21 protein-coding genes are annotated in these 22,490 nt (G+C 70.4%); 8 read left to right on the top strand and 13 right to left on the bottom strand.

All coding sequences use genetic code 11. The features are described 5' to 3' along the window. Nucleotides 1-273: 273 nt before the first annotated feature. Nucleotides 274-1,329: an anthranilate phosphoribosyltransferase gene (trpD, locus tag PIJ49_RS15200; protein ID WP_209682579.1), complete on the bottom strand. Its 1,056-nt coding sequence runs from the start codon at nucleotides 1,327-1,329 to the stop codon at nucleotides 274-276. Between the two features lie 70 nt (nucleotides 1,330-1,399). Here trpD and ctaE point away from each other — a divergent pair, with 70 nt between their 5' ends. From ctaE to PIJ49_RS15225, 5 genes are all read left to right on the top strand, one after another. Next, the gene (gene ctaE / locus PIJ49_RS15205; RefSeq protein ID WP_058727853.1) at nucleotides 1,400-2,038 is read left to right on the top strand and encodes an aa3-type cytochrome oxidase subunit III; all 639 of its coding nucleotides are present in this window, start codon (nucleotides 1,400-1,402) and stop codon (nucleotides 2,036-2,038) included. Nucleotides 2,039-2,059: 21 nt separating this feature from the next. Further along, nucleotides 2,060-2,863, top strand: a complete 804-nt coding sequence (gene qcrC, locus PIJ49_RS15210) for a cytochrome bc1 complex diheme cytochrome c subunit (protein WP_251155487.1) — start codon at nucleotides 2,060-2,062, stop codon at nucleotides 2,861-2,863. 33 nt (nucleotides 2,864-2,896) lie between these two features. Further along, the gene (qcrA, locus tag PIJ49_RS15215; protein WP_066654314.1) at nucleotides 2,897-3,964 is read left to right on the top strand and encodes a cytochrome bc1 complex Rieske iron-sulfur subunit; all 1,068 of its coding nucleotides are present in this window, start codon (nucleotides 2,897-2,899) and stop codon (nucleotides 3,962-3,964) included. Next, nucleotides 3,964-5,658: a cytochrome bc1 complex cytochrome b subunit gene (gene qcrB / locus PIJ49_RS15220; protein ID WP_066654312.1), complete on the top strand. Its 1,695-nt coding sequence runs from the start codon at nucleotides 3,964-3,966 to the stop codon at nucleotides 5,656-5,658. The genes qcrA and qcrB overlap by 1 nt, the downstream gene beginning before the upstream one ends. A 183-nt stretch (nucleotides 5,659-5,841) precedes the next feature. Then, on the top strand, nucleotides 5,842-6,801 hold the full coding sequence (locus tag PIJ49_RS15225; RefSeq protein ID WP_251160218.1) for a phosphodiesterase: 960 nt from the start codon (nucleotides 5,842-5,844) through the stop codon (nucleotides 6,799-6,801). A gap of 339 nt (nucleotides 6,802-7,140) precedes the next feature. On the opposite strand, the gene PIJ49_RS15230 is transcribed toward PIJ49_RS15225, so the two are convergent. The 4 genes from PIJ49_RS15230 to PIJ49_RS15245 all read right to left on the bottom strand — a co-directional run bounded on the left by PIJ49_RS15230 (nucleotide 7,141) and on the right by PIJ49_RS15245 (nucleotide 11,337). After that, the gene (locus PIJ49_RS15230; protein ID WP_209682584.1) at nucleotides 7,141-8,694 is read right to left on the bottom strand and encodes a stealth family protein; all 1,554 of its coding nucleotides are present in this window, start codon (nucleotides 8,692-8,694) and stop codon (nucleotides 7,141-7,143) included. Nucleotides 8,695-8,780: 86 nt separating this feature from the next. Then, nucleotides 8,781-9,224 (bottom strand): DUF6804 family protein, encoded by a 444-nt coding sequence (locus PIJ49_RS15235; RefSeq protein WP_271826988.1) that lies wholly within the window; start codon nucleotides 9,222-9,224, stop codon nucleotides 8,781-8,783. Beyond that, complete coding sequence (locus tag PIJ49_RS15240) at nucleotides 9,224-9,808, bottom strand: GDSL-type esterase/lipase family protein (protein ID WP_271826989.1); 585 nt, start codon at nucleotides 9,806-9,808, stop codon at nucleotides 9,224-9,226. Before PIJ49_RS15240 ends, PIJ49_RS15235 begins: the two co-directional genes overlap by 1 nt. Beyond that, nucleotides 9,805-11,337, bottom strand: a complete 1,533-nt coding sequence (locus PIJ49_RS15245; RefSeq protein WP_271826990.1) for an SDR family oxidoreductase — start codon at nucleotides 11,335-11,337, stop codon at nucleotides 9,805-9,807. Before PIJ49_RS15245 ends, PIJ49_RS15240 begins: the two co-directional genes overlap by 4 nt. Nucleotides 11,338-11,379: 42 nt before the next feature. On the opposite strand from PIJ49_RS15245, the gene deoC reads away from it, so the two are divergent. From deoC to PIJ49_RS15260, 3 genes are all read left to right on the top strand, one after another. Then, entirely contained in the window at nucleotides 11,380-12,141 is a 762-nt protein-coding gene (gene deoC / locus PIJ49_RS15250; protein ID WP_442874652.1) for a deoxyribose-phosphate aldolase, read from the top strand. 180 nt (nucleotides 12,142-12,321) lie between these two features. Beyond that, a complete protein-coding gene (locus tag PIJ49_RS15255; RefSeq protein WP_066654306.1) occupies nucleotides 12,322-13,281 on the top strand; it encodes an ROK family protein in 960 nt (319 codons plus the stop codon). 172 nt (nucleotides 13,282-13,453) lie between these two features. Beyond that, a complete protein-coding gene (locus PIJ49_RS15260; RefSeq protein ID WP_271826991.1) occupies nucleotides 13,454-14,032 on the top strand; it encodes a type IV toxin-antitoxin system AbiEi family antitoxin in 579 nt (192 codons plus the stop codon). Here the strand turns inward: PIJ49_RS15260 and PIJ49_RS15265 are convergent. The 8 genes from PIJ49_RS15265 to ruvC form a co-directional block, all read right to left on the bottom strand. After that, entirely contained in the window at nucleotides 14,019-16,361 is a 2,343-nt protein-coding gene (locus tag PIJ49_RS15265) for a RelA/SpoT family protein (RefSeq protein ID WP_245171075.1), read from the bottom strand. The two genes, PIJ49_RS15260 and PIJ49_RS15265, sit on opposite strands and share 14 nt — an antisense overlap. A gap of 57 nt (nucleotides 16,362-16,418) precedes the next feature. After that, a complete protein-coding gene (locus PIJ49_RS15270) occupies nucleotides 16,419-16,781 on the bottom strand; it encodes a rhodanese-like domain-containing protein (RefSeq protein ID WP_081984848.1) in 363 nt (120 codons plus the stop codon). Continuing rightward, complete coding sequence (gene secF, locus PIJ49_RS15275; RefSeq protein WP_271826992.1) at nucleotides 16,781-17,785, bottom strand: protein translocase subunit SecF; 1,005 nt, start codon at nucleotides 17,783-17,785, stop codon at nucleotides 16,781-16,783. Before secF ends, PIJ49_RS15270 begins: the two co-directional genes overlap by 1 nt. After that, entirely contained in the window at nucleotides 17,785-19,536 is a 1,752-nt protein-coding gene (gene secD, locus PIJ49_RS15280; protein WP_209682595.1) for a protein translocase subunit SecD, read from the bottom strand. The genes secF and secD overlap by 1 nt, the downstream gene beginning before the upstream one ends. Before the next feature lie 92 nt (nucleotides 19,537-19,628). Next, the gene (locus tag PIJ49_RS15285; protein WP_271826993.1) at nucleotides 19,629-20,024 is read right to left on the bottom strand and encodes a preprotein translocase subunit YajC; all 396 of its coding nucleotides are present in this window, start codon (nucleotides 20,022-20,024) and stop codon (nucleotides 19,629-19,631) included. Nucleotides 20,025-20,192: 168 nt separating this feature from the next. Beyond that, the gene (gene ruvB / locus PIJ49_RS15290) at nucleotides 20,193-21,221 is read right to left on the bottom strand and encodes a Holliday junction branch migration DNA helicase RuvB (RefSeq protein ID WP_271826994.1); all 1,029 of its coding nucleotides are present in this window, start codon (nucleotides 21,219-21,221) and stop codon (nucleotides 20,193-20,195) included. Continuing rightward, nucleotides 21,218-21,838, bottom strand: coding sequence for a Holliday junction branch migration protein RuvA (gene ruvA / locus PIJ49_RS15295; RefSeq protein ID WP_209682601.1), 621 nt, complete (start codon nucleotides 21,836-21,838; stop codon nucleotides 21,218-21,220). Before ruvA ends, ruvB begins: the two co-directional genes overlap by 4 nt. A gap of 10 nt (nucleotides 21,839-21,848) precedes the next feature. Beyond that, nucleotides 21,849-22,490 carry a crossover junction endodeoxyribonuclease RuvC gene (ruvC, locus tag PIJ49_RS15300; protein ID WP_235426326.1) on the bottom strand — a complete coding sequence of 214 codons (642 nt, stop codon included), beginning with the start codon at nucleotides 22,488-22,490 and terminating at the stop codon, nucleotides 21,849-21,851.

A 22,490-nucleotide genomic window follows, 5' to 3' on the forward strand; every position in this document is an offset into this window, starting at 1 on the left:
CCCCCCCCCCCCCCCCCCCCCCCCCCCCCCCCCCCCCCCCCCCCCCCCCCCCCCCCCCCCCGCGCCCGCCCGCCCCCCCCCCCCCCCCCCCCCCCCCCCCCCCCCCCCCCCCCCCGCCTCCAGGCCGTTGCGGTGGTGCGTCCGGAGCGGGACCCTCGTGTCCGTCTGCTCGCCACGGGACGCCGCCCGCACGACGAGACGCCCCCGGATCCGGGGGCGTCTCGTCGTCTCCGGTGCGGCTCGCGCCGACGCCGGCGTCCCGCGCGGGGCTGCTCAGGCCGCCGGCGCGGCGCCGACCCAGTCGGCGAGCTTCCGCGCGGCGGCGCCGGAGTCGACGGCCCCGGCTGCGACGGCGAGCTGCTCGCGGAAGCGCTGCAGGATCGGTCGGTCCGCCTGCTCGGGGTCCTCGGCGAGGCGGAAGGACACCAGGCCGGCGGCGGCGTTGAGCAGCACGATGTCGCGGACCGGACCGGTCTCACCCGCCAGCACGCGGTGCACGACGGCGGCGTTGTGCTCCGGGTCGCCACCGAGCAGGTCCTCGGTTCGCGCGCGGGCGATCCCGAGGTCGCGCGGGTCGAGGTCGTGCTCGGTGACGCGGCCGCCCGTGACCTCCCAGATGTGGGAGTGGCCCGTCGTGGTCAGCTCGTCGAGGCCGTCGTCGCCGCGGAACACGAGCGCCGTCGCGCCACGGGTCTGGAAGACGCCCGTGATGATCGGGACGAGCTCGAGCTGTGCGACGCCCACGGCGTTCGCCTCGCACCGTGCCGGGTTCACCAGCGGGCCGAGGAAGTTGAAGACCGTCGGCACCCCGATCTCGCGCCGCACCGGTGCCGCGTGCGCGAAGCCGGGGTGGAACGCGCTCGCGAACGCGAACGTCAGACCGACACGCCGGAAGGTGTCCGCGACACGCGCGGCGTCCATCGTGAGGTCGAGTCCGAGCGCGGCGAGCACGTCGCTCGAGCCGGACTTCGACGAGCTCGCGCGGTTGCCGTGCTTGACGACCGGCACGCCCGCGGCCGCGATGACGATCGCGGCCATCGTCGAGACGTTGACGGTGCCGACGACGTCGCCGCCGGTGCCCACGATGTCGAGCGCCATCGGGTCGACGTCCAGCGGGACGGCGGCGTCGAGGATGGCGTCGCGGAAGCCCACGACCTCGTCGACGGTCTCCCCCTTGGCGCGGAGCGCGACCGCGAAGGCCGCGATCTGTGCGGCGGTCGCACGTCCCTGGACGATCTCCTCCATGGCCCACGTGGACTGCCTGATCGAGAGGTCCTCGTGCGCCATGAGCGCGCTGATCACTGCAGGCCAGGAGAGTGCGTGGGACATGGCTCGATCGTACTGAGTTCGAACGACCCGCCAGTGTCCTGCGAAAACACTGTCAGTGGTTTCGGCCATAATGGAGGACGTGACTAGCACCCCTCTCTCCAGATCCGCCAGCGGTCCGGTCCTGAACAGGCCGAACGCCGTTGCCGTGGGGACGATCGTGTGGCTGGGCAGCGAGGTCATGTTCTTCGCCGGCCTGTTCGCGATCTACTTCACCCTGCGCAGCACCTCGCCCGAGCTCTGGGCGACCGAGACCGCCAAGCTCGAGGTGCCGTTCGCCTCGGTGAACACGATCATCCTGGTGCTGTCCAGCTTCGCCTGCCAGTTCGCGGTGTTCGCCGCGGAGCGCTTCCAGGTGCACCGCACGAGCTGGAACCCGAAGGACTGGGGCATGACGGAGTGGTTCTTCGTCACGTACTGCATGGGCGCGATCTTCGTCTGCGGCCAGATCTTCGAGTACGCGAACCTCTGGCACGAGGGCGTGACGCTCTCGTCGAGCGCCTACGGCTCCGCGTTCTACATGACCACCGGCTTCCACGGCCTGCACGTCACGGGTGGTCTCATCGCCTTCCTCCTGACCCTCGGCCGCGGCTTCGCCGCCAAGAACTTCGGGCACAAGGAGGCGACCACCGCGATCGTCGTGTCGTACTACTGGCACTTCGTCGACGTGGTCTGGATCGGCCTCTTCGCTGTCATCTACCTTCTCAAGTAGGAACTGGACACCCCCCACCGCATGTTCACCAGAAGCAAGTCCAAGAAGGGCCGCCGTTCCCCGATGGCGACCGTCTCGCTCATCGTCGTCGGTCTCATGACCACCGGCGGTGCGTACGCGCTGTTCAGCTCGACGGCCAACGCCGACGACAGCACCACCTCCGCGGTGTCCAGCCAGTCCAAGGTCAACGAGGGCGAGAAGCTCTTCGCCTCGAACTGCGCCACCTGCCACGGTCTCGACGCGCAGGGCACCGGCGAGGGTCCGTCCCTCATCGGTGTCGGTGCCGCGTCGGTCGACTTCCAGGTCGGGACCGGTCGCATGCCGATGGCCGCGCAGGGCCCCCAGGCCGAGGAGAAGCCCGCCCAGTTCACGGACGAGCAGATCGACGCGATGGGCGCCTACGTCGCGTCGCTCGGCCCCGGCCCGTCGATCCCCTCCTCCGACCTCACGAACGGTGGCGGTGACGCTGCCGAGGGTGCCGAGCTCTTCCGCATCAACTGCGCGATGTGCCACAACGTGGCCGGCGCCGGTGGTGCGCTGACCGAGGGCAAGTACGCCCCGAACCTGCAGTCGGTCTCCGGCAAGCACATCTACGAGGCCATGGTCACGGGCCCGCAGAACATGCCGGTCTTCAACGACCTCAACCTGACGCCGGAGCAGAAGGCCGACATCATCACGTACCTCAAGTACGTGCAGGACAACAAGTCCCCGGGCGGGTTCGCCCTCGGCTCCCTCGGCCCGGTGGCAGAGGGTCTGTTCATCTGGATCTTCGGACTCGGCGCGGTCGTCGCGATGACCGTCTGGCTGACCGCGAAGTCCAACTGATCGTCCGTGTCGAACGACACTGAAGGGAACACCATGGCAGAGCACGACGACGAGGCAGTGAACTCGTCCTCGGCTGTCGAGAAGCACGGCGCGACCAGCACGTCGGCCGGGATCGCGGTCGTCCCCGCGGACCCGTTCGAGAACCCGGGTGAGCCGCCGCACCGCGCGCGCCGCACCGATGTCGACCCGAAGAAGCAGCGTCTGGCCGAGCGTCAGGTCGCCACGTTCTTCTACCTGTCCATCGTGGGCAGCGTCCTCGCGATCGCCGCGTACATCGCCTTCCCGATCGACCCCGAGGACTTCGGGACGGTCCGTGCCGGCAACCTCTGGCTCGGTCTGGCGATCGCCCTGGCCCTGCTCGCGCTGGGCCTCGGCGCCGTCTACTGGTCGAAGTCGCTCGTCGTGGACCGCGAGATCACGGAACTGCGTCACAGCACCCGTGGCACCGACGCGACCCGTGCCAAGGCGGTCGAGGCGTTCCAGCTCGCCGACAAGGAGTCCGGGTTCAGCCGTCGCAAGCTGATCCGCAACTCGATGATCGGTGCCCTGGTGGCCTTCCCGCTGCCCGGTGTCGTCCTCGTCCGTGACTTCGCCCCGGCGGAGGACCCGAACGAGCTCCTGCGCCACACCTTCTGGAAGTCCGGCATGCGCCTGACGAAGGACCCGACGGGTCTGCCGATCAAGGCGTCGGACGTCACCATCGGTTCGGTCTTCCACGTCATCCCGGACGGCATGCTCGACTCCGAGCACATGCTCGAGGAGAAGGCCAAGGCCTCCGTCCTCCTCATGCGTCTCGACCCGAAGGACCTCAACCCCTCCGCGGGGCACGAGGACTGGGGCTACGACGGCATCGTCGCCTACTCCAAGATCTGCACCCACGTCGGGTGCCCGGTCGCGCTCTACGAGCAGCAGACGCACCACCTGCTGTGCCCGTGCCACCAGTCGACGTTCGACGTCTCGAACAACTGCGAGGTCATCTTCGGCCCGGCTGCACGTCCCCTCCCCCAACTTCCGATCGCGATCGACGACGACGGCTACCTGGTCGCACAGAGCGACTTCCACGAGCCGGTCGGACCGTCCTTCTGGGAGCGTGAACGCTGATGACCAGCACCACCACCACGAGCGCGCCGGCCACGGCCACACGGCCCGAGCCGACGCGCGGGTCCCGACTCATCGGGGCCACCGCCAACTACATCGACGAGCGCACGAGCATCTCGGGCCTGGTGAAGGAGGTCGGGCGCAAGATCTTCCCCGACCACTGGAGCTTCATGCTCGGCGAGGTCGCGCTGTACAGCTTCGTCGTCGTCCTGCTGTCGGGGACCTTCCTGACGTTCTTCTTCCAGGCGTCGATGACCGAGGTCGTCTACAACGGCTCGTACGTCCCGCTCAAGGGCGTCGAGATGTCGACCGCGCTGCAGTCCACGCTGAACATCTCCTTCGACATCCGCGGTGGTCTGTTCGTCCGACAGATCCACCACTGGGCCGCCCTGCTGTTCGTCGCCTCGGTGATGCTGCACATGGCCCGCGTGTTCTTCACCGGTGCATTCCGCAAGCCGCGTGAGCTCAACTGGGTCTTCGGCTTCGTGCTCTGGGTCCTGGCCATGGCCGAGGGCTTCACCGGCTACTCGCTCCCCGACGACCTGCTCTCCGGCAACGGCCTGCGCATCATCGTCGGCATGATCGAGGGCGTCCCGGTGATCGGCGTGTGGATCGCCTACCTGCTGTTCGGTGGCGAGTTCCCGGGCACGGACATCGTCGGCCGCCTCTACACGCTGCACATCCTGCTGCTCCCGGCGATCCTCGTCGCGGTGCTCGGTGTCCACCTCGTGCTCGTCGTCATCAACAAGCACACGCAGTTCGCGGGCCCCGGCAAGACCAACGAGAACGTCGTCGGCGTCCCGATCCTCCCGGCGTTCGCCGCGAAGGCCGGTGGCTTCTTCTTCATCGTCGCGGGCATCCTCGCCCTCATCGCGTCGCTGTTCACGATCAACCCGATCTGGAACTACGGCCCGTACGACCCCTCCCCCGTGTCCGCCGGTACCCAGCCCGACTGGTACATCGGCTTCGCGGACGGTGCGCTCCGTCTGGTGCCGCCGCACTGGGAGGTCGTGTGGTTCGGCTACACGGTGTCGTTCAACATCCTCGTCCCGATCGCCGTCCTCATGGCGCTCATCATCGCGATGTTCGCCTACCCGTTCCTCGAGGCGTGGGTCACGGGCGACAAGCGTGAGCACCACCTGGCCGACCGTCCGCGCAACGCTCCGACCCGTACCGCCTTCGGTGCCGCGGGCATCACGCTCTACGCGTCGCTCTGGGCCGCTGCCTCGTCGGACATCATCGCGACGCACTTCATGGTGTCGATCGAGCACGTGATCCACGTCATCCAGGCCACGACGGTCCTCGGTCCGTTCGTCGCCTTCTGGATCACGAAGCGGGTCTGCCTGGCGCTGCAGAAGAAGGACCGCGAGATCGTCCTGCACGGCTACGAGTCGGGTCGCATCGTCCGGCTCCCGCACGGCGAGTACATCGAGGTGCACGAGCAGCTCGACGAGTACGAGCGCTGGAAGCTCCTGCAGTTCAACGAGTACAAGCCGCTCATGGTCCGTCCGGACGCCAAGGGTCGGATCACCGGTGTGCAGAAGGTCCGTGCGAACCTGTCCCGCTTCTTCTTCGAGGACCGCATCGCGCCGGTCACGAAGGCCGAGCTCGAGGCAGCGCACGCCGCGCACCACGGCCCGGAGCTGGAGGGCGACCACCAGGCCCAGGCTCCCGCGCTGGGCGCAGGCAACCACTAGGTTCCTCGGCAAGAACGAACGAGCCCCTCGACCACACCGTGGTCGGGGGGCTCGTTCGTTCGCCTGTTCTGGTGCAGACTCGCCACTCCCGGTTCACCGTGCATTCAGAGTGGCGTGCTGGACTCGTCATCGACGGTGTGGCAACGTGTTGCACCACGCATCCGCCAACGGAACGAGAGACCGATGGACAGCCGGACGGCCGAACACCCCAGGCCGAACCACTTCCTCCTCCACCTCAGCGACACCCACCTCGTGGCGGGTGACGGCGCGCTCTACGGCGACGTCGACTCCGCAGCACGGCTCTCGGCGATCGTCGCCGACATCGAGGCCTCCGGCACCCACCCGGAGGCCATCGTCGTCACCGGCGACGTCGCCGACAAGGGCGAAGCCGGTGCCTACGTCCGGATCCGCGACATCGTCGAGCCGGCTGCCCGCCGGATCGGCGCGCAGGTCATCTGGGCCATGGGGAACCACGACGAGCGCGGGGCCTTCCGCCAGGAGCTCTTCGGGCTGCAGCCGACCGATCGTCCGGTCGACTTCGTCTACGACGTGAACGGCCTCCGCGTGATCACCCTCGACACGAGCGTGCCGGGGGCACACCACGGCGAGGTCTCCCCCGCGCAGCTCGACTGGCTCGCCGAGGTGCTGTCCGAGGCGGCGCCGCACGGCACGATCCTCGCCATGCACCACCCGCCCGTGCCGAGCGTGCAGGACCTCGCCGTCCTCGTCGAACTGCGCGACCAGGCGGCCCTCGCGGAGGTGGTCGAGGGGTCGGACGTCATCTCGATCATCGCCGGACACCTGCACTACTCGACGAGCGCCGTGTTCGCGGGCGTGCCCGTGTCCGTTGCGAGTGCCACCTGTTACACGCAGGACCTCACGGAGTACCAGGGCGGTACACGGGGGCAGGACGGCGCGCAGTCGTTCAACCTCGTCCACGTGTACGGGAACAACGTCGTGCACTCGGTGGTGCCGATCGGCCACTACTCCACGGTCGGCGAACCGGTGTCGTCGGAGCAGACGGAGGCGCGTCTCGCGGCGGCCGGCATCGCCATCGCCCCGGCCGTCGAGCCGGCGCCCGTCACCTCGAGCATCCCGGTGTTCACCCTCGACACGGTGCCCACCTCCCCCGTCCGCCGCTGACGGCTGTCCGTCCTCGACGGCTGTCCGTCCTTGACGGCCGTCCGCCGATGACGGCCTGACGTCGCTGCAGGCCGCACATCGCGATGCGGGTGACGTCCCTGTGGGACGCGCGCCGAGCCTCCCGTCCGTCGCTGAGGCCACTCCTGCCCGCCGAGCGAGCACGACATGCCGTGCGCGGTCGTCCGGCGGGCACGACTCGTCGCGCCCGCGCGCTGAGCGCGACAGGATTAACCCGCTCGCTCGAAGGCGCCAGGTCTGGCCCGACCGCCGCGACGACGGTGCCGTGACCCGGCCCGTTCGCCGCCACGAGGGAGACCGGGCCGGACGGTCCGCTGAGGGCTACTGCGCGTCCTGCTCCCACGGCGCCGGGAACGGGAAGTACTTCTCGAGGAAGTCCGTCACACGCCGGGTGCGCTCGTCGTCGGAGACCTCCGGGAAGCTCCCGTCGTTCAGGCAGAAGAAGTCGACGTTCCGCTTCTTGAGCAGGTCCTCCAGCGCCTTCAGCCCGGACTGCATGGTCGTGTCGACGTAGCGCACCGGAGCGTTCTCCTGCACGATCGCCCGACCGGTGAGCAGCGCGTAGTAGTGGTACAGGGAGTTCGTGACGGAGATGTTCTCGGCCGCGCGGAACCGCGATGCCATCGTCGCGCGGAACTCGTCCGCGAACTCGTGCTCCATCTCGGTCATGATCGAGGCGCGCAGCGGTGTGGGCGCGTGCTCGAGGTGCCGTGTGGTCACCGCGCCGAAGCGCTGCTGCAGCAGGCGACGGTTGACGCGGGCGGAGTTCTCGAACCCGCTCCGTGCCGGGTTGTTCGTCCCGAGCCCGATGCGGGTGGTCGCGAGGATGAACTTCGAGACCGACCCCGGGCTGAAGAACACCGACGGCTCGACCATCCGCCCGAAGAACATGTCGTCGTTCGAGTAGATGAAGTGCTCGCTGATGCCCGGGATGTGGTGCAGCTGCGACTCGACGGCCTGCGAGTTGTGCGTCGGGAGCACCGAGGGGTCTGCGAAGAACTCCTCGCTCCGGACGATCCGGACCTTCGGGTGGTCGGCGAGCCACGCGGGCGCCGGCGAGTCCGTGGCGATGTAGATCTGGCGGATCCACGGCGCGAAGGTGTGGACGGAGCGCAGCGCGTACTTCAGCTCGTCGATCTGTCGGAAGCGCGCCGGAGCATCGTCGCCCTCCCCCAGCACGGCGTTCGCCTGCGCGGCCTGACGTGCCCGCTGGTACTCGATCGCGTTGCCGTCGACCCACGAGAAGACGATGTCGATGGGGAACCGGATGTCCGACACGTGGTCGTCGAACATGTGCTCGACGGTGCGCCAGGTGCGGCCGTAGCGTTCGATGTCGACGAGCTCGAACTCCTCGACGGGGAGACTGCGGCGCATCAGGGCGTTCTCGACGGGGGCGAGCACCTCGGTGTCGGTCACGCGCCAGAACTCGAGCTGCACGCTCGTCTCGGCGCCGTAGCGGAGGCGACCCATCGGCTCGAGCCGGGGTCGGAAGAGCCGGAGCACCGGCTCGTCCACCGATCCGAGACCGTCGTCGACCACGAGCACGGCGGGCTGTCCCGGCGGCTTCGCGTAGAACGGCTCGTTGACCGCGGCGGCCATGATCGCGCTCTCGGCACGCTGCCGGTCGCGCTCGTCGACCGCGACGACCGGACGTCGGTCGTTGCCGCGGATGAGCAGGTGGTCGACGTCGCCGGCGGTGAGCGCGTCGTCGAGGAACAACAGGTCCTCGATCATCGACTGCTGGGGCGTCAGGTGCCCGTTGACCAGGGTCAGGCGTCCCTTGCGGACGACGACGTCAGGTCGGTCGAGACCGCCGGAGGACGGTCGAGGGTTCAGCAGAGGACTCTCGGTCGCCGGCTCGGTCTCGTGGCTCATCCATGCCCTTCGCATCGCGTCAGCCGGGCCCTGTGCCCGGCTCCTGCGATCCTACCGTCCGACGGGCGCGCGCGAGCGCCGCGCGGTCACGGTCGGGAGGCGCGCCCCGCGCCCGTCTCGCGCGGCACCTTGACGGCGATGCCGGTCAGGATGAAGGCCGCGGCAGCGACGAGCTGGAGGCCCGCCCAGACCTGGCCGGGGATCGGCACGATCACGACGGGGTTCCAGCACACCGCGATCGCGGCCGTGAGCGCGACGGCCCACCAGGAGCGGCCCCGGACGGCGAAGACGAGCACGATCAGCGCGAGCACCGTCACGCCCCACCGGACGAAGACGAAGCCCGAGGAGTCGAGGACCGCGACGAAGGCGATGAGGACGACCGCGGCGAGCAGCGACGGCGCGAGTGCTGGGCGCGTGAAGGGCGGCATCCCGTCGGCCGACGCCGCGGTGGCCGCCGGGCGCTCGTCGGGGCGGTGCGTCGGCACCCCCTGCAGCGACGAGCCTGCGGGGGGCCGACCCTTCCGTGCCATCAGGCGCCGGCCTCCTCGAGGTCGATCGCCTGGATCGGACGGGACATCGGCGGCAGCCCGCGGACGCGCTCGAGCGCCGGGACGAGCTCGTCGACGACCGCGCGGTAGCCGTCGGCGGTGAGGTGCAGGCCGTCCTCGGTGTAGCGGTCGGCGAGGCGGTCGTCCTCCGCGAGGGCCGGCCAGAGGTCGAGGTACTGGGCGTGGCAGGTGGCGACGAACTGACGGAGGTGCCGGTTCGCCTCCTCGATCTTGGCGCACCAGTCGGCCTGGCGGGGCAGGATCGACACGAGCAGCAGACGGACGCCGGGGAGCTCGCGGCGGAGCGTCACCAGGATCGACTCGACGCCGCGGACGACGTGCTCGACGCTCGACCGGTGGTTCCCGAAGTCGTTCGTCCCGATGAGCAGCACGATCACCTCGGGCTGCTCGGCGATCACGGCGTCGAGTCGCGCGAGCACCCCGTCGGTGGTGTCGCCGCCGACGCCCTGGTTGCTCGTGCGCTCGCCCGGGAGCCACTGGTCCCAGGAACCCTGCTCGGTGATGCTGTCGCCCAGGAACAGGACGGTGGGGTGTTCGGTGGTCATGCTGCCTCCTCGTGTACCGGTTCCTGCGGCCCATTCTGCTGGGTCCAGTTCCGCCCCGTCGACTCCGTGTGCTGCGACTCGCGCTCGGCCGCCGCCGTGATGCGTTCGACCATGCCGGGGAAGATGATGCCGTGGAAGGGCAGGATGCCGTACCAGTACAGGCGTCCGGGCAGTCCCTGAGGGAAGTAGATCGCCCGCTGGTGGTAGTCGCTGCCGCCGTCGTCGCTCGGGGTGACCCGCATCTCGAGCCAGGCGCGTCCCGGCGACTTGAACTCGGCGCGGAGCCGCAGGTAGCGCCCGCGTTCGAGCCGCTCCACCCGCCACCAGTCGAGTGCATCGCCCTGCTCCAGGCGGTGGGGGTCGCGTCGACCGCGGTTCAGGCCGACCCCGCCGGCGACCTTGTCCATCCACCCGCGTGCCACCCACGCCAGGGGGAAGGAGTACCAGCCGTTCTCACCGCCGATCGACTCCACGACGCGCCAGACGTCGTCCGCGCTCGCGCTCGAGTGCCGCTTCCGGTCGTCGACGTAGACGGTGTGCCCGGCCCACTCCGGATCGCTCGGCAGCGGGTCCGCCGGGGTCGAGGAGAGCGTGGCGCTGCGCCAGCTCGTCTGCACCTCGCCCTTCCGCATCTTCGTCAGGGCCAGCCGGACGGCACGGCGGTAGGAGGTGAGTCCGCCCTCCGGACGTGGGACGTACCGGTCGATGTCGTGCTCGCGTTGCACGCACTCGAACTGGAGCGACTCGATGATCGGTGTCGCGAGCTTCCGCGGGATCGGCGTCACGATGTTGAACCAGTGTGCGGAGAGACCAGGGGTCAGCACGGGCAGCACGGTGAAGCGGCGCTGCGGCAGCTTCGCCTCGACCGCGTAGCCGTTCAGCATCTGCCCGTACTTGAGGACGTCGGGACCACCGATGTCGAACGTCCGGTTGACGTCGGCGGGGATGCTGAGCGCCTCGACGAGGTAGTAGAGCACGTCACGGACGGCGATCGGCTGGATGCGGTTGCGGACCCAGCGGGGTGCCGGCATCCAGGGCAGGACGTCCGTCACGTGGCGGATCATCTCGAACGAGGTGCTCCCCGAGCCGATCACGACACCGGCCTGGTAGGCGATCGTCGGCACGCCGGAGGCCAGGAGCACGTCCCCGACCTCCTTCCGGCTCCGGAGGTGCTTCGACAGCTCGCCGTCGGGGTGCAGTCCGCCCAGGTAGACGAAGCGGCGCACACCGGCGTCGTGGGCCTCGCGCGCCATCGTCTCGACGGCGTCCCGCTCGGCCTGCTCGAAGTCGCCGTCGGCACCCATCGCGTGCGCGAGGTAGTAGACGGCCTCGACGCCCTGGACGGCGGACCGGACCGCCTCGGCGTCCTGCAGGTCGCCCTCGGCGACCTCGACGTCGTCGTGCCAGGGCACGTCCTGGAGCTTCCGCGGCGTGCGGACGAAGACACGGACGTCGTGCCCGGCCTCGAGGAGGCGGGGGACGAGTCGTCCGCCGATGTACCCGGTCGCACCGGTGACGAGGACCTGCATGGAGGGCACGGTACGCGCGTCGCCTCCGGGTAGGCTTTCCGGGTGGACAACGCAGCGATCCCCGCACACCAGGACCGGGCCGACCCGCACGAGCTCGGCGCCGACGCCGTGCGCGCCCTCATCGACCACGCGATCCTGAAGCCCGAGCTCACGCGTGCCGACGTCGATGCGCAGCTCGACGAGGCCGCGGCGCACCGGGTCTTCAGCGTCTGCGTCCGTCCGAGCGACGTCGCGCACGCCGTGGAGCGCCTGCAGGGCACCGGGGTGGGCGTCGGCACCGTGATCGGGTTCCCGCACGGCACCACGACCACCGCCGCGAAGGTCGCCGAGTCGCTGCAGGCCCTGGCCGACGGCGCCTTCGAGCTCGACATGGTGCAGAACGTCGGCGCAGCGCGCTCCGGTGACTGGGACCGGGTCGAGCAGGACGTCCGTGCGGTCGTCGACGCCGCCGGGGACACCGTGGTGAAGGTCATCCTCGAGACCGCGTTCCTGACCGACGACGAGATCGTCGCCGCATCGCGAGCGGCCCAGCGCGCCGGCGCGGCCTTCGTGAAGACGTCGACCGGGTTCGCCGGCGGCGGCGCGACGGCAGAGCACATCCACCTGATGCGGGACACCGTGGGTCCCGACACGGGTGTCAAGGCATCCGGCGGCGTCCGCGGCCTCGACACGCTGCTCGAGATGGTCCGCGCGGGTGCCGACCGCATCGGCACGAGCGCCTCGGCACGCATCCTCGACGAGGTCGCACACCGGGCGTCCACCGGCACCGCGTCGGCACTCGGCGACGACAACTCCTCCTACTGACGTCTCAGCCGCCCGCGCACGCGAGCGGCCCCACCCTGGCCCGGGCGGACCGACCCGGTCCGTCCGGACGTCCGGACCAGCAACGACCGACCCGACCACACCGCCGGGCCCGGCTCGCACCGACGCGAGGTCACGTCGTCACGGTGAGCCGGGCCTCCAGACCGCCGCATCGGAGCGCGCATGTCCAGCACCGCACCCCTGTCCCCCTCGTCAGCGATCGCGCTGGCCGTCGATCTCGGCGGCACCAAGGTCGAGGCGGCCCTCGTCACCGACCAGGGCGTCGTGCTGCCCGGCACTCGGCACCGGCAGCCCACCGGACCGCTGCGGAGTGCGGACGAGCTGCAGGCGGCGGTCGACCAGGTCGTGACGGCGACCCTCGCGACGCTGCCGGCGGACGCCCGGCTCGTCGGCGTCGGGGTCGGCGCGGCCGGTCCGGTCGACGAGGAGCACGGCCTCGTCTCGCCCCTGAACATGCCGGTGTGGCGCGGGTGGCCGCTCCGCGACCGGGTCGCGGCCCTGGTCCCCGAGGGGGTGCCGGTGACGCTCCGGATGGACGGGCTCGCCATCACCCTGGCCGAGCACTGGGTCGGTGCGGCGCAGGGCTCGGACCACGTCATGGGGATGATCGTGTCGACGGGCGTCGGCGGCGGACTCATCCTGCACGGGCGCACGGTGAGCGGACCCACCGGCAACGCCGGACACATCGGCCACGTCGAGTGCGGCGGCTTCGACGACCCGTGCGCCTGCGGCGGTACCGGCTGTCTCGAGGCGGTCGCCAGCGGGCCGAAGACCGTCGCCTGGGCGCAGCGACAGGGCTTCGCCGGGAGCACCGGCGAGGAGCTCTCCGCCGCGTACGCGGCCGGCGACGAGATCGCGGTGGCGGCGGTCCGGCGGAGCGGGCGGGCGCTCGGACAGGCCGTCGCGGCGGCGACCAGCCTGGTGGACCTCGAGGTCGTGGCGATCGGCGGCGGCTTCTCGCACGTGACGCCGGACCTGTTCGAGTACGCCCGCGAGGCGGTGGCCGAGCGGGTCGAGTTCGGCTTCGTGACGAAGGTCCGGATCGTGCCGACCGCGCTGTCCCAGGACGGGCCGCTCATCGGGGCGGCAGCGCTCGTCCACCGCGCAGACGTGCTGCGCTGACGCGACGCGGGCACCAGGGCACCCGGGCACACGTGCCCGTTCACGGGCGCGCGCTCGTACTGGGCGCGGGGCCGCGGTCGCGGTCGCGATCACGGCTACGCACGCAGCGCCGAGGCCGACGTCCTCTCCACAGGGCCGACCGCGGTGGTCGTCCGTCCGGCAGGATGAGCGGGTGCCGACGCCCCGCCTGCTGACCAGCGACGACTGGCCGGAGACGGAGCTCCGCGCTGCGGTGCTCGCCGGCGAGCTCGTCCCCGTCGGGTGGTGCTGGGCCTCCCCCGCGGAACCGCAGACGCCCTCCCTCCGCGCCGCCGCGCACGCGTGGCGCGTGCCCGACGAGCGTGTGGTGGCGAGCGGGCGGTCCGCCGCCTGGATCTGGGGTGCGACGTCGCGCCCACCCTCGCCGGTCGAGGTGAGTGTCCCGCCGACCGTCCGCATCCGTGTCGACCCCGACGTGCGGCTGCGCGAGGTCCGGCTCCCCGCCGAGGACACCGTGCTGGTGGGCCCGATCCGAGTGACCTCGCCGGAGCGCACCGCGGTCGACCTGCTCCGCGCCCCCGGCGCGTTCGACGCGTCCGCGCACGATGCCCTGCGCGGCCTCGTGGCGATCGGGGTGGTGCGGGTCGACGAGGTCCGGCGCCGCCTGGCAGCACTCGGGACGATCCCCATGGTGCGGCAGGCGGCTCGGCGTCTCGACCAGGCGATCGCCGCGTCACCCGATCAGGCGCCCGCCGGGGTCAGCCCGCGCTGACCCGGTACACGTCGTAGACCGCGTCGATCCGCCGCACGGCGTTCAGCACCCGGTCGAGGTGCGTCGTGTCGCCCATCTCGAACACGAACCGGCTGAGCGCCAGGCGGTCCGAGGACGTCGACACCGTCGCGGACAGGATGTTCACGTGGTGGTCGGTCAGGACGCGTGTGACGTCGCTGAGCAGCCCGGAGCGGTCGAGCGCCTCGATCTGGATCTGCACGAGGAACACCGACTTCGACGACGGGGCCCACTCGACCTCGATCATCCGGTCGGGCTCGTTCATCAGTGACTTCACGTTCGTGCACGACGCCTGGTGCACGGAGACGCCCTGACCGCGGGTGATGAAGCCCACGATCTGGTCGCCGGGCACCGGCGTGCAGCACTTCGCGAGCTTCACCAGGATGTCGGGCGCGCCGCGGACGAGCACACCGCTGTCGCTGTTCCGGAGCTGGCGGCTCGTGACCTGTCGCGGGAAGGCGAGCTCGGGCTCGTCCGTCTCGGCCTCGGTCTGCACGTTGCCGAGCACCTTCTCGATGACGGACTGCGTGGACACGTGGCCCTCGCCCACCGCCGCGTAGAGCGCGGAGACGTCGTCGTACCGCATCGACGAGGCGACCTCGGCGATGGAGTCCTGGCTCATGATGCGCTGCAGCGGGAGGTTCTGCTTGCGCATCGCCCGGGCGATCGCGTCACGGCCCTGCTCGATGGCCTCTTCGCGGCGTTCCTTGGTGAACCACTGCTTGATCTTGTTGCGGGCACGGGGGCTGCGGACGAACGTCAGCCAGTCCTGGCTCGGGCCGGAGTCCGGGTTCTTCGAGGTGAAGATCTCGACGACGTCACCGCTCGACAGCGTGCTCTCGAGCGGGACGAGGCGCCCGTTCACCTTGGCACCCATCGTGCGGTGCCCGATCTCGGTGTGGACCGCGTAGGCGAAGTCGACCGGGGTCGCACCGGCGGGCAGGCCGATGACCTTGCCCTGCGGGGTGAAGACGTACGTCTCCTTGGCGCCGATCTCGTAGCGGAGCGAGTCGAGGAACTCGCCCGGATCGCTCGTCTCGGCCTGCCAGTCGGTGATGTGGGCGAGCCACGCCATGTCCTGGTCGTCGGTGGTCGAGGAGGCGTCGACGTCCCGTCCCTGGGCACGCTGCTTGTACTTCCAGTGCGCCGCGACACCGAACTCGGCACGCTGGTGCATCTCGTGCGTGCGGATCTGGATCTCCACGGCACGGCCCTGCGGTCCGAGCACCGTCGTGTGCAGGGACTGGTACAGGTTGAACTTCGGCGTCGCGATGTAGTCCTTGAAGCGACCGGGCAGCGGGGTCCACCGAGCGTGCACGGAGCCGAGCATCGCGTAGCAGTCGCGGACGGTCGGCACGAGCACGCGGATGCCGACCAGGTCGTAGATCTCGTCGAACTCGCGCCCGCGCACGATCATCTTCTGGTAGATCGAGTAGTACTGCTTCGGCCTGCCCATGACCTCGCCGCGGACCTTCGCGGCCTTCAGGTCCTTCTTGAGCGTGCCGATCACGTTCTGCACGAACTGCTCGCGCTTCGGCTGCCGTTCCTTGACCAGGCTGTCGATCTCGACGTACAGCTTCGGGTGCAGGACCGCGAACGACAGGTCCTCGAGCTCCAGCTTGATCATCTGGATGCCGAGCCGGTGCGCCAGGGGCGCGTAGATCTCGAGCGTCTCCTTGGCCTTGCGCGACGCGGACGCGGACTCCACGAAACCCCAGGTGCGCGCGTTGTGCAGGCGGTCGGCGAGCTTGATGACGAGGACGCGGATGTCCTTCGACATCGCGATGACCATCTTGCGCACGGTCTCGGCCTGCGCGCTGTCGCCGTACTTGACCTTGTCGAGCTTGGTGACACCGTCGACGAGCATCGCGATCTCGTCGCCGAAGTCCGCGCGCAGCTGGTCGAGCTGGTAGTCGGTGTCCTCGACCGTGTCGTGCAGGAGCGCCGCGGCGATCGTGATCGTGCCGATCCCAAGGTCGGCGAGGATCTGCGCGACCGCGACCGGGTGGGTGATGTACGGCTCGCCGGACTTCCGCTTCTGGCCGTCGTGGGCGCGTTCGGCCACCGAGTACGCCCGCTCGATGAGCGTGACGTCGGCCTTCGGGTGGTGCGACCGGACGGTACGGATGAGCGTGTCGACCGCCCCTGCGGGCTGCGCCCGCGAGAAGAGGCGCGGCAGCAGCGACCGCAGGGAACCGAGGTTGCCGGTGGTCGTCGCGTTCAGCGGACTGGAGGGCCGCGGCGCGGACCCGGGACGGCTCGCGCCGGGCGTGGGCGCACCCTGCGACGAGGACTCACGGGTGTCCGTCATGATGCGCCTCCTGCGACCGGTGTCCGGGTACGGTCTGGCAAGCCTACGCGCGTCCGGTCAGTGCTCGTGACGCGGTTCGCCCTGGGCGTCGCCGAACGATCCGGCGCGCACGACCGGCTCGCCCGCCTGCTCCCAGGCGACCATGCCGCCGGTCAGGTTCACCGCCGGCACCCCGGACTGCTCGAGGGCGGCGACGACCCGCGCGGAACGGGCGCCGGAGTGGCAGACGACGATGGCGGGCTGGTCACCGCCGTCGATCTCCTGCCAGCGGGCCACGAGCTCGGACATCGGGACGAGCGTCGCCTCCGGGGCGTGCACCTCGTCCCACTCCCCCTGCTCGCGCACGTCGAACAACCGCGCGCCTCCGTCGAGCCGACGTCGGGCCTCGGCCACGTCGACGTCGTGCACCTCGACCGCCATCAGGCGACCTCGGCCGCGGCGTCGACCTCGCGCTGGCGCTTCTCGGCCGCCCGCGTCTTCTTCGCGTCGGCCTCCTTGACCTTGGGCTCGTTCTCGCGGAGGTGCGCGTACATCGGCGACGCGATGAAGATCGTCGAGTAGGTGCCGACGATGATGCCGATGAACAGTGCCAGCGAGATGTCCCGCAGGGTGCCGGCGCCGAGCACGTACGACCCGATGAAGAGGATCGCCGCGACCGGCAGCAGCGCCACGACCGAGGTGTTGATCGACCGGACGAGCGTCTGGTTCACGGCGAGGTTCACCGACTGCACGAAGGTGCGGTGCGACTCCCGCGACGTGTTCTCGCGCACCTTGTCGAACACCACGACGGTGTCGTACAGGGAGTACCCGAGGATGGTCAGGAAGCCGATGACGGCAGCGGGGGTGACCTCGAGCCCGACGATGCCGTAGACGCCGGCGGTGATGAGCAGGTCGTGCAGCAGCGCGACCATGGCGGACACGGACATCTTCCACGTGCGGAAGTAGACGGCCATCACCACGGCCGCCAGCGCGAGGAAGATGACGAGACCGCGGATCGCCTGCGCGAGCACGTCGGCTCCCCAGGTCGCGCCGATGTACGTCGAGGCGACCTGGTCGTCCGACACGCCGTAGGCCTCGGCCAGGGCGTCCTGCACCTCGCTGGTCTCGCGGTCCGTCAACTGCTCGGTCTGGACGCGGATACCGTCCTGGCCGACCTGGGAGACGCGCGGCACGCCCTCGGGGACGATCGACTCGACCGTTCGGGTGGCGACCGACTGGTCGAGGTCCTTCGCGTTCGAGATCGTGAACTCGGACCCGCCGGTGAACTCGATGCCGAGGTGGTACCCGCCGCGGAGCCACGGCACCGCCAACGAGACGACGATCGCGATGAGGGCGATCAGGTACCAGGTCTTGCGGCGCCCGACGATGTCGTACGAACGCTTCCCGGTGTAGAGGTCGCTGCCGAACTGGCTGAAGCTGGCCATCAGTCGTCCTTCCCGTCCGGCGTGGAGCCGTTGTCGCCGGAGGCCTGCTGGGCCTTCCGCTCTGCGATCGTCTGGCGGCGCTGGGCCTCGCCCGCGCTGCGCTGGCGCTTGCCGTCCACGACCGGGGCGCGGAACTGCGCCCGGCCTCGGTAGACGGCGCCGAGGGCGGACGGGTCGAGTCCGCTGAACTTGTGTCCCTCGCCGAAGAACCGGCTCCGGGCGATGAGCTGCATCATCGGGTGCGTGAAGAGCACGACCACGACGACGTCGATCAGGGTGGTGAGGAGCAGCGTGAACGCGAAGCCCTTCACGTCGCTGACGGCCAGGATGTAGAGCACGACCGCGGCGAGGAAGTTGATCGAGTCCGACGCCAGGATCGTGCGGAGGGCGCGCTTCCAGCCCGACTCGACGGCGCTCTCGAGACCACGGCCGTCGCGGAGCTCGTCACGGATGCGCTCGAAGTACACGATGAACGAGTCCGCCGTGATGCCGATGGCCACGATGAGACCGGCCACGCCCGCGAGTGACAGTCGGTAGTCGACACGCCACGACATGATCGCGATCACGAGGTAGGTCAGCACCGCCGCGACGCCGAGCGAGAGCACGGTGACGAACGCGAGCGCCCGGTACTGGATGATCGAGTAGATCACGACCAGGATCAGACCGATCAGGCCGGCGACGAGACCGCCGACGAGCTGCGCGGTGCCGAGCGTCGCCGAGATGTTCTCGTTCGACTGCACCTGGAAGTTGATGGGCAGGGCGCCGTACTTCAGCTGGTCGGCCAGGGTCTTGGACGACTCGGCGGTGAAGTTGCCGGTGATCTGCGCCTTGCCGTTCGTGATGGCCGCGTTCGAGGCGGGCGCCGTGATGACGGTGCCGTCGAGCACGATCGCGAACTGGTTCTGCGGCGCGGGGAGCTTGACGAGGCGGCTCGTGACGTCGCGGAAGTCGTCTGAGCTCTTGCCCGAGAACGTCAGGTTGACGGCCCACTGCCCGGTGGTCGCGCCCTGGGAGTCGGTGGCGAGACCCGAGGTCGCGTTGCTGATGCCCGAACCGGAGACCTCGACGGGGCCGAGGATGTACTTCGCGGCGCCGTCCTGGTCGCACGTGACGAGCGGCTCGTCGTCGGGCGCCGTCGTGACGTCGTCCGGGGCCGCGCAGTTGTAGTTCGTGTACAGGTCCTGCAGCGCCGGCGTGACCTGGGACAGGTCGCTGCCGTTGGTCGGCTTCGCGCTCGGGGTCGCGTCGAGCGATGCCGGCGGCGAGTACGGCGTCGGCGAGGCGGTCCCGCCATCGCTGCCGCCGACCGCCGTGTTCGTGGCGGCCTCGGTGTAGAGCACCGGTCGGAAGGTCAGCTTCGCCGCCGCCTCGATCCGGTCGATCGTCGCCTTGTCGGGCTTGCCGGGGATCGACACGACGATGTTGTTCGTGCCCTGCGTGTTGATCTGGGACTCGGAGACGCCGGTCGCGTTGATGCGCTGGCGGATGATGTTGACCGCCTGGTTCAACTGCTGCGAGGTGACGGAACCGCCCTCGGTGTTCTGCGCCGCGAGGGTCAGCTGCGTGCCGCCCTGCAGGTCGAGCGCCAACTCGGGGACCCAGCTCGCGCCGGCGAACCACTCGTCGGTGTCGTCCTTGCTGTTGGCGGCGAGCACCGACGCGGCGGTGTTCAGGCCGGCCAGGGCAGCCATGATGATCACCAACCAGGTGAGCGAGCGCAGCGCCTTCTTGACGGGTGTCGATCGTGCCACCGGTCGTCTCGTCTTTCTGTTCAGGACCGACGACCTCACGGCCGGCGGCAGGGGTGTGGCCGCCGGGTCGGTGGACCCGGCGGCCGAGGGCGTCAGTCTTCGGTCTTGCGCTTCGTTGGGTCGGTCTCGTCGACACGCTCGCCGTAGACGGGCTCACCGTTGAGCTCGGTGACCGGCTTCGGGGCGGTGGTCTCGTCGTCGGCCACCACGGCGGTCTCGACGTCGGACGCGTCCTCGTCGACCACGCGCGACAGGGTCTGGCGGTGCACCGTCACGATGGTGCCGGGGGCGACCTCGACGTCCGCGGTGACCTTGTCGTCGTCGACGGACACGAGCGTGCCGTAGAGGCCGAACGAGAGCATGACACGGGAGCCCGGGACCATCTTCGTCTGGAGCTCCGCCTGCTGCTTCTTGCGCTTGCGGCTGCTGTAGAACATGAACGCGGCGAACGCCACGATGATGACGATGAGGAAGAGTGATTGGTCCATGGGGGCGGTGCCTTCTCTGGTTGCTCGGATCCAGCCGGAGCGGTCGCTGCTCGGCTTCGGGCCGTAGCAGTCTAGGGCACGGGCGTGTCCGCGATCGGGCAACCGCCTGAGTCCGTGCGGGCCGACCACGACACTCGGGCGACCGGGATCAGAATATCGTATACCTGATCAGTCGTCGAACAGGCCGGGCTGCGCGCCGACTCCGTCGCCCGGGGACATCCCGAAGTGACGCCAGGCCTGCGGGGTCGCGATCCGCCCGCGGGGCGTCCGGGTCACGAGTCCGACGCGGACCAGGAAGGGCTCGACCACCGACTCGATCGTCTCGGACTCCTCGCCCACGGAGACGGCGAGGGTGTTCAGGCCCACGGGGCCACCGTCGAACCGCGTGAGCATCGTCTCGACGACGGCGCGGTCGAGCCGGTCGAGCCCGAGCTCGTCGACGTCGTACAGGTCGAGCGCCCCCTGCACGGCGGCCATCCCGTCCGAGGTGCTGTGCACGAGGGCGTAGTCGCGCACCCGGCGCAGCAGGCGGTTCGCGATGCGCGGGGTGCCGCGGGAGCGACCGGCGATCTCGCGCAGGGCCGACCGGTCGATGCGCAGGTCGAGCAGGTGCGCCGCGCGGATCAGCACCTGTTCGAGTTCGTCCTTCTCGTAGAACTCGAGGTGCGCGGTGAAGCCGAAGCGGTCGCGGAGCGGGTTCGGCAGCAGCCCGGCGCGCGTGGTCGCACCGACGAGGGTGAACGGCGCGAGGTCGAGCGGGATGCTCGTCGCGCCGGCACCCTTGCCGACCATCACGTCGATCCGGAAGTCCTCCATCGCGAGGTAGAGCATCTCCTCCGCCGAGCGCGCCATCCGGTGGATCTCGTCGATGAAGAGCACTTCGCCGGGGACGAGGGAGGACAGCACCGCGGCGAGGTCGCCGGCGTGCTGGATCGCGGGGCCGCTCGACATCCGCAGCGGCCGACCGGACTCGTGCGCGACGATCATCGCGAGGGTCGTCTTGCCGAGCCCGGGCGGACCGGCCATGAGGATGTGGTCGGGGGTGCGTTCCTGCATGGCCGCCGCCTTGAGCAGGAGGTCGAGCTGGCCGCGGACCTTGCGCTGCCCGACGAACTCGTCGAGCGACTTCGGTCGGAGCGCGCCCTCGAAGGCGAGCTCCTCCTGCGACTCGGCTCCCGCCGAGGTGATCCCGCTCACCGGCCGGCCCCCGCGGGACGCAGGGTGCCGAGCGCGGCGCGGAGCAGGGCCTGCGTGCCCATCGCAGCGGCACCCGGGTCGCTCGCCACGACGGCGTCGACGGCGGACTGTGCCGCGTCCTCGCGCCAGCCGAGTCCGACGAGCGCCGACACGACGTCGAGCGCGGCCGGGTGCGCGCTGCCACCCGCGGCCGTCGCGGACGCAGGCGCCTGCTCGAAGGCCACGAGCTTGCCGGAGAGGGCGACCGTGATGAGCTTCGCGGTCTTCGGGCCGATGCCGGACACCTTGCGGAACGCCGAGTCGTCCTCGCTCGCGACGGCGTTCGCGACCTGTGCCGGGTCCATGTGGGCGAGGACACCGAGCGCCGACTTCGGCCCGACGCCGGAGACGCTGCGGAGCAGGTCGAACACCTGGAGCGCGTCGGTCGACTCGAAGCCGAAGAGCAGGTGCTCGTCCTCGCGCACGATCATCGCCGTGCGCAGGAACACCTCGGACCCGTGGCGCATCGTCAGTGCGTGCGCCGGGGTGACCGTGACGGCGTACCCCACTCCCCCGACCTCGACCACGACGGCCGATCCGGAGACGTCGATGCAGGTTCCCCGGAGGCTCGCGATCATGCCCACGAGCCTAGGGCCGCCCACCGACGGCGCCGGCCCGCCGCGCGGCGGCACCCGGACGCGATGCCGCGGCAGCGGCACGCGCGAGCGGCGTGTCCGCTACCCCGGCCTGCGCGTCCCGCCACGCGCGCTGTGCCGGGGTGAGCGTCGACGGGCCGGGACCGACCCGGTCGGGTGATCCGAGCCTCCAGGCATGGCAGACCGCCAGGGCGAGCGCGTCCGCGGCGTCGGCGGGCTTCGGGGCCTCGTCGAGCCCGAGCACCCGCGCGATCATCGTCTGCACCTGGCGCTTGTCGGCGTTCCCGTAGCCGGTGACCGCCGCCTTGACCTCCGACGGCGTGTGCAGCCCGACGGGCAGCCCACGGGCGGCGGCGGCGTGCAGCGCCAACCCCGCCGCCTGCGCGGTGCCCATGACGGTCCGGACGTTCGCCTGCGCGAAGACGCGCTCGACGGCCACCGCGTCGGGGCGGTGGTCGTCGATCTCGGCAGCGATGCCGTCGGCGATGCGCAGGAGCCGCTGCTCCAACGCCATGTCCGCGGGCGTGCGCACGACCGTCACGTGGACGAGTCGTGCGCGCCGGTTCGGTGCGACCTCGACGACGCCGACGCCGCACCGGGTGAGCCCGGGGTCCACCCCGAGCACACGGAGCAC

The sequence above is a fragment of the Curtobacterium uvaldense genome (assembly GCF_028307415.1).
Lineage (GTDB): Bacteria > Actinomycetota > Actinomycetes > Actinomycetales > Microbacteriaceae > Curtobacterium.

Bases quoted from the DNA above. Each gene is read 5' to 3' on its own strand.
- qcrA (WP_066654314.1), top strand. From the start codon at position 2,897: ATGGCAGAGCACGACGACGAGGCAGTGAACTCGTCCTCGGCTGTCGAG.
- trpD (WP_209682579.1), bottom strand. From the start codon at position 1,329: ATGTCCCACGCACTCTCCTGGCCTGCAGTGATCAGCGCGCTCATGGCG.
- qcrC (WP_251155487.1), top strand. From the start codon at position 2,060: ATGTTCACCAGAAGCAAGTCCAAGAAGGGCCGCCGTTCCCCGATGGCG.
- PIJ49_RS15270 (WP_081984848.1), bottom strand. From the start codon at position 16,781: ATGGCGGTCGAGGTGCACGACGTCGACGTGGCCGAGGCCCGACGTCGG.
- PIJ49_RS15235 (WP_271826988.1), bottom strand. From the start codon at position 9,224: ATGGCACGGAAGGGTCGGCCCCCCGCAGGCTCGTCGCTGCAGGGGGTG.
- PIJ49_RS15225 (WP_251160218.1), top strand. From the start codon at position 5,842: ATGGACAGCCGGACGGCCGAACACCCCAGGCCGAACCACTTCCTCCTC.
- ruvA (WP_209682601.1), bottom strand. From the start codon at position 21,838: ATGATCGCGAGCCTCCGGGGAACCTGCATCGACGTCTCCGGATCGGCC.
- secF (WP_271826992.1), bottom strand. From the start codon at position 17,785: ATGGCCAGCTTCAGCCAGTTCGGCAGCGACCTCTACACCGGGAAGCGT.
- PIJ49_RS15240 (WP_271826989.1), bottom strand. From the start codon at position 9,808: ATGACCACCGAACACCCCACCGTCCTGTTCCTGGGCGACAGCATCACC.
- PIJ49_RS15245 (WP_271826990.1), bottom strand. From the start codon at position 11,337: ATGCAGGTCCTCGTCACCGGTGCGACCGGGTACATCGGCGGACGACTC.
- PIJ49_RS15285 (WP_271826993.1), bottom strand. From the start codon at position 20,024: ATGGACCAATCACTCTTCCTCATCGTCATCATCGTGGCGTTCGCCGCG.
- qcrB (WP_066654312.1), top strand. From the start codon at position 3,964: ATGACCAGCACCACCACCACGAGCGCGCCGGCCACGGCCACACGGCCC.
- PIJ49_RS15255 (WP_066654306.1), top strand. From the start codon at position 12,322: ATGTCCAGCACCGCACCCCTGTCCCCCTCGTCAGCGATCGCGCTGGCC.
- PIJ49_RS15230 (WP_209682584.1), bottom strand. From the start codon at position 8,694: ATGAGCCACGAGACCGAGCCGGCGACCGAGAGTCCTCTGCTGAACCCT.
- PIJ49_RS15265 (WP_245171075.1), bottom strand. From the start codon at position 16,361: ATGACGGACACCCGTGAGTCCTCGTCGCAGGGTGCGCCCACGCCCGGC.
- ctaE (WP_058727853.1), top strand. From the start codon at position 1,400: ATGGAGGACGTGACTAGCACCCCTCTCTCCAGATCCGCCAGCGGTCCG.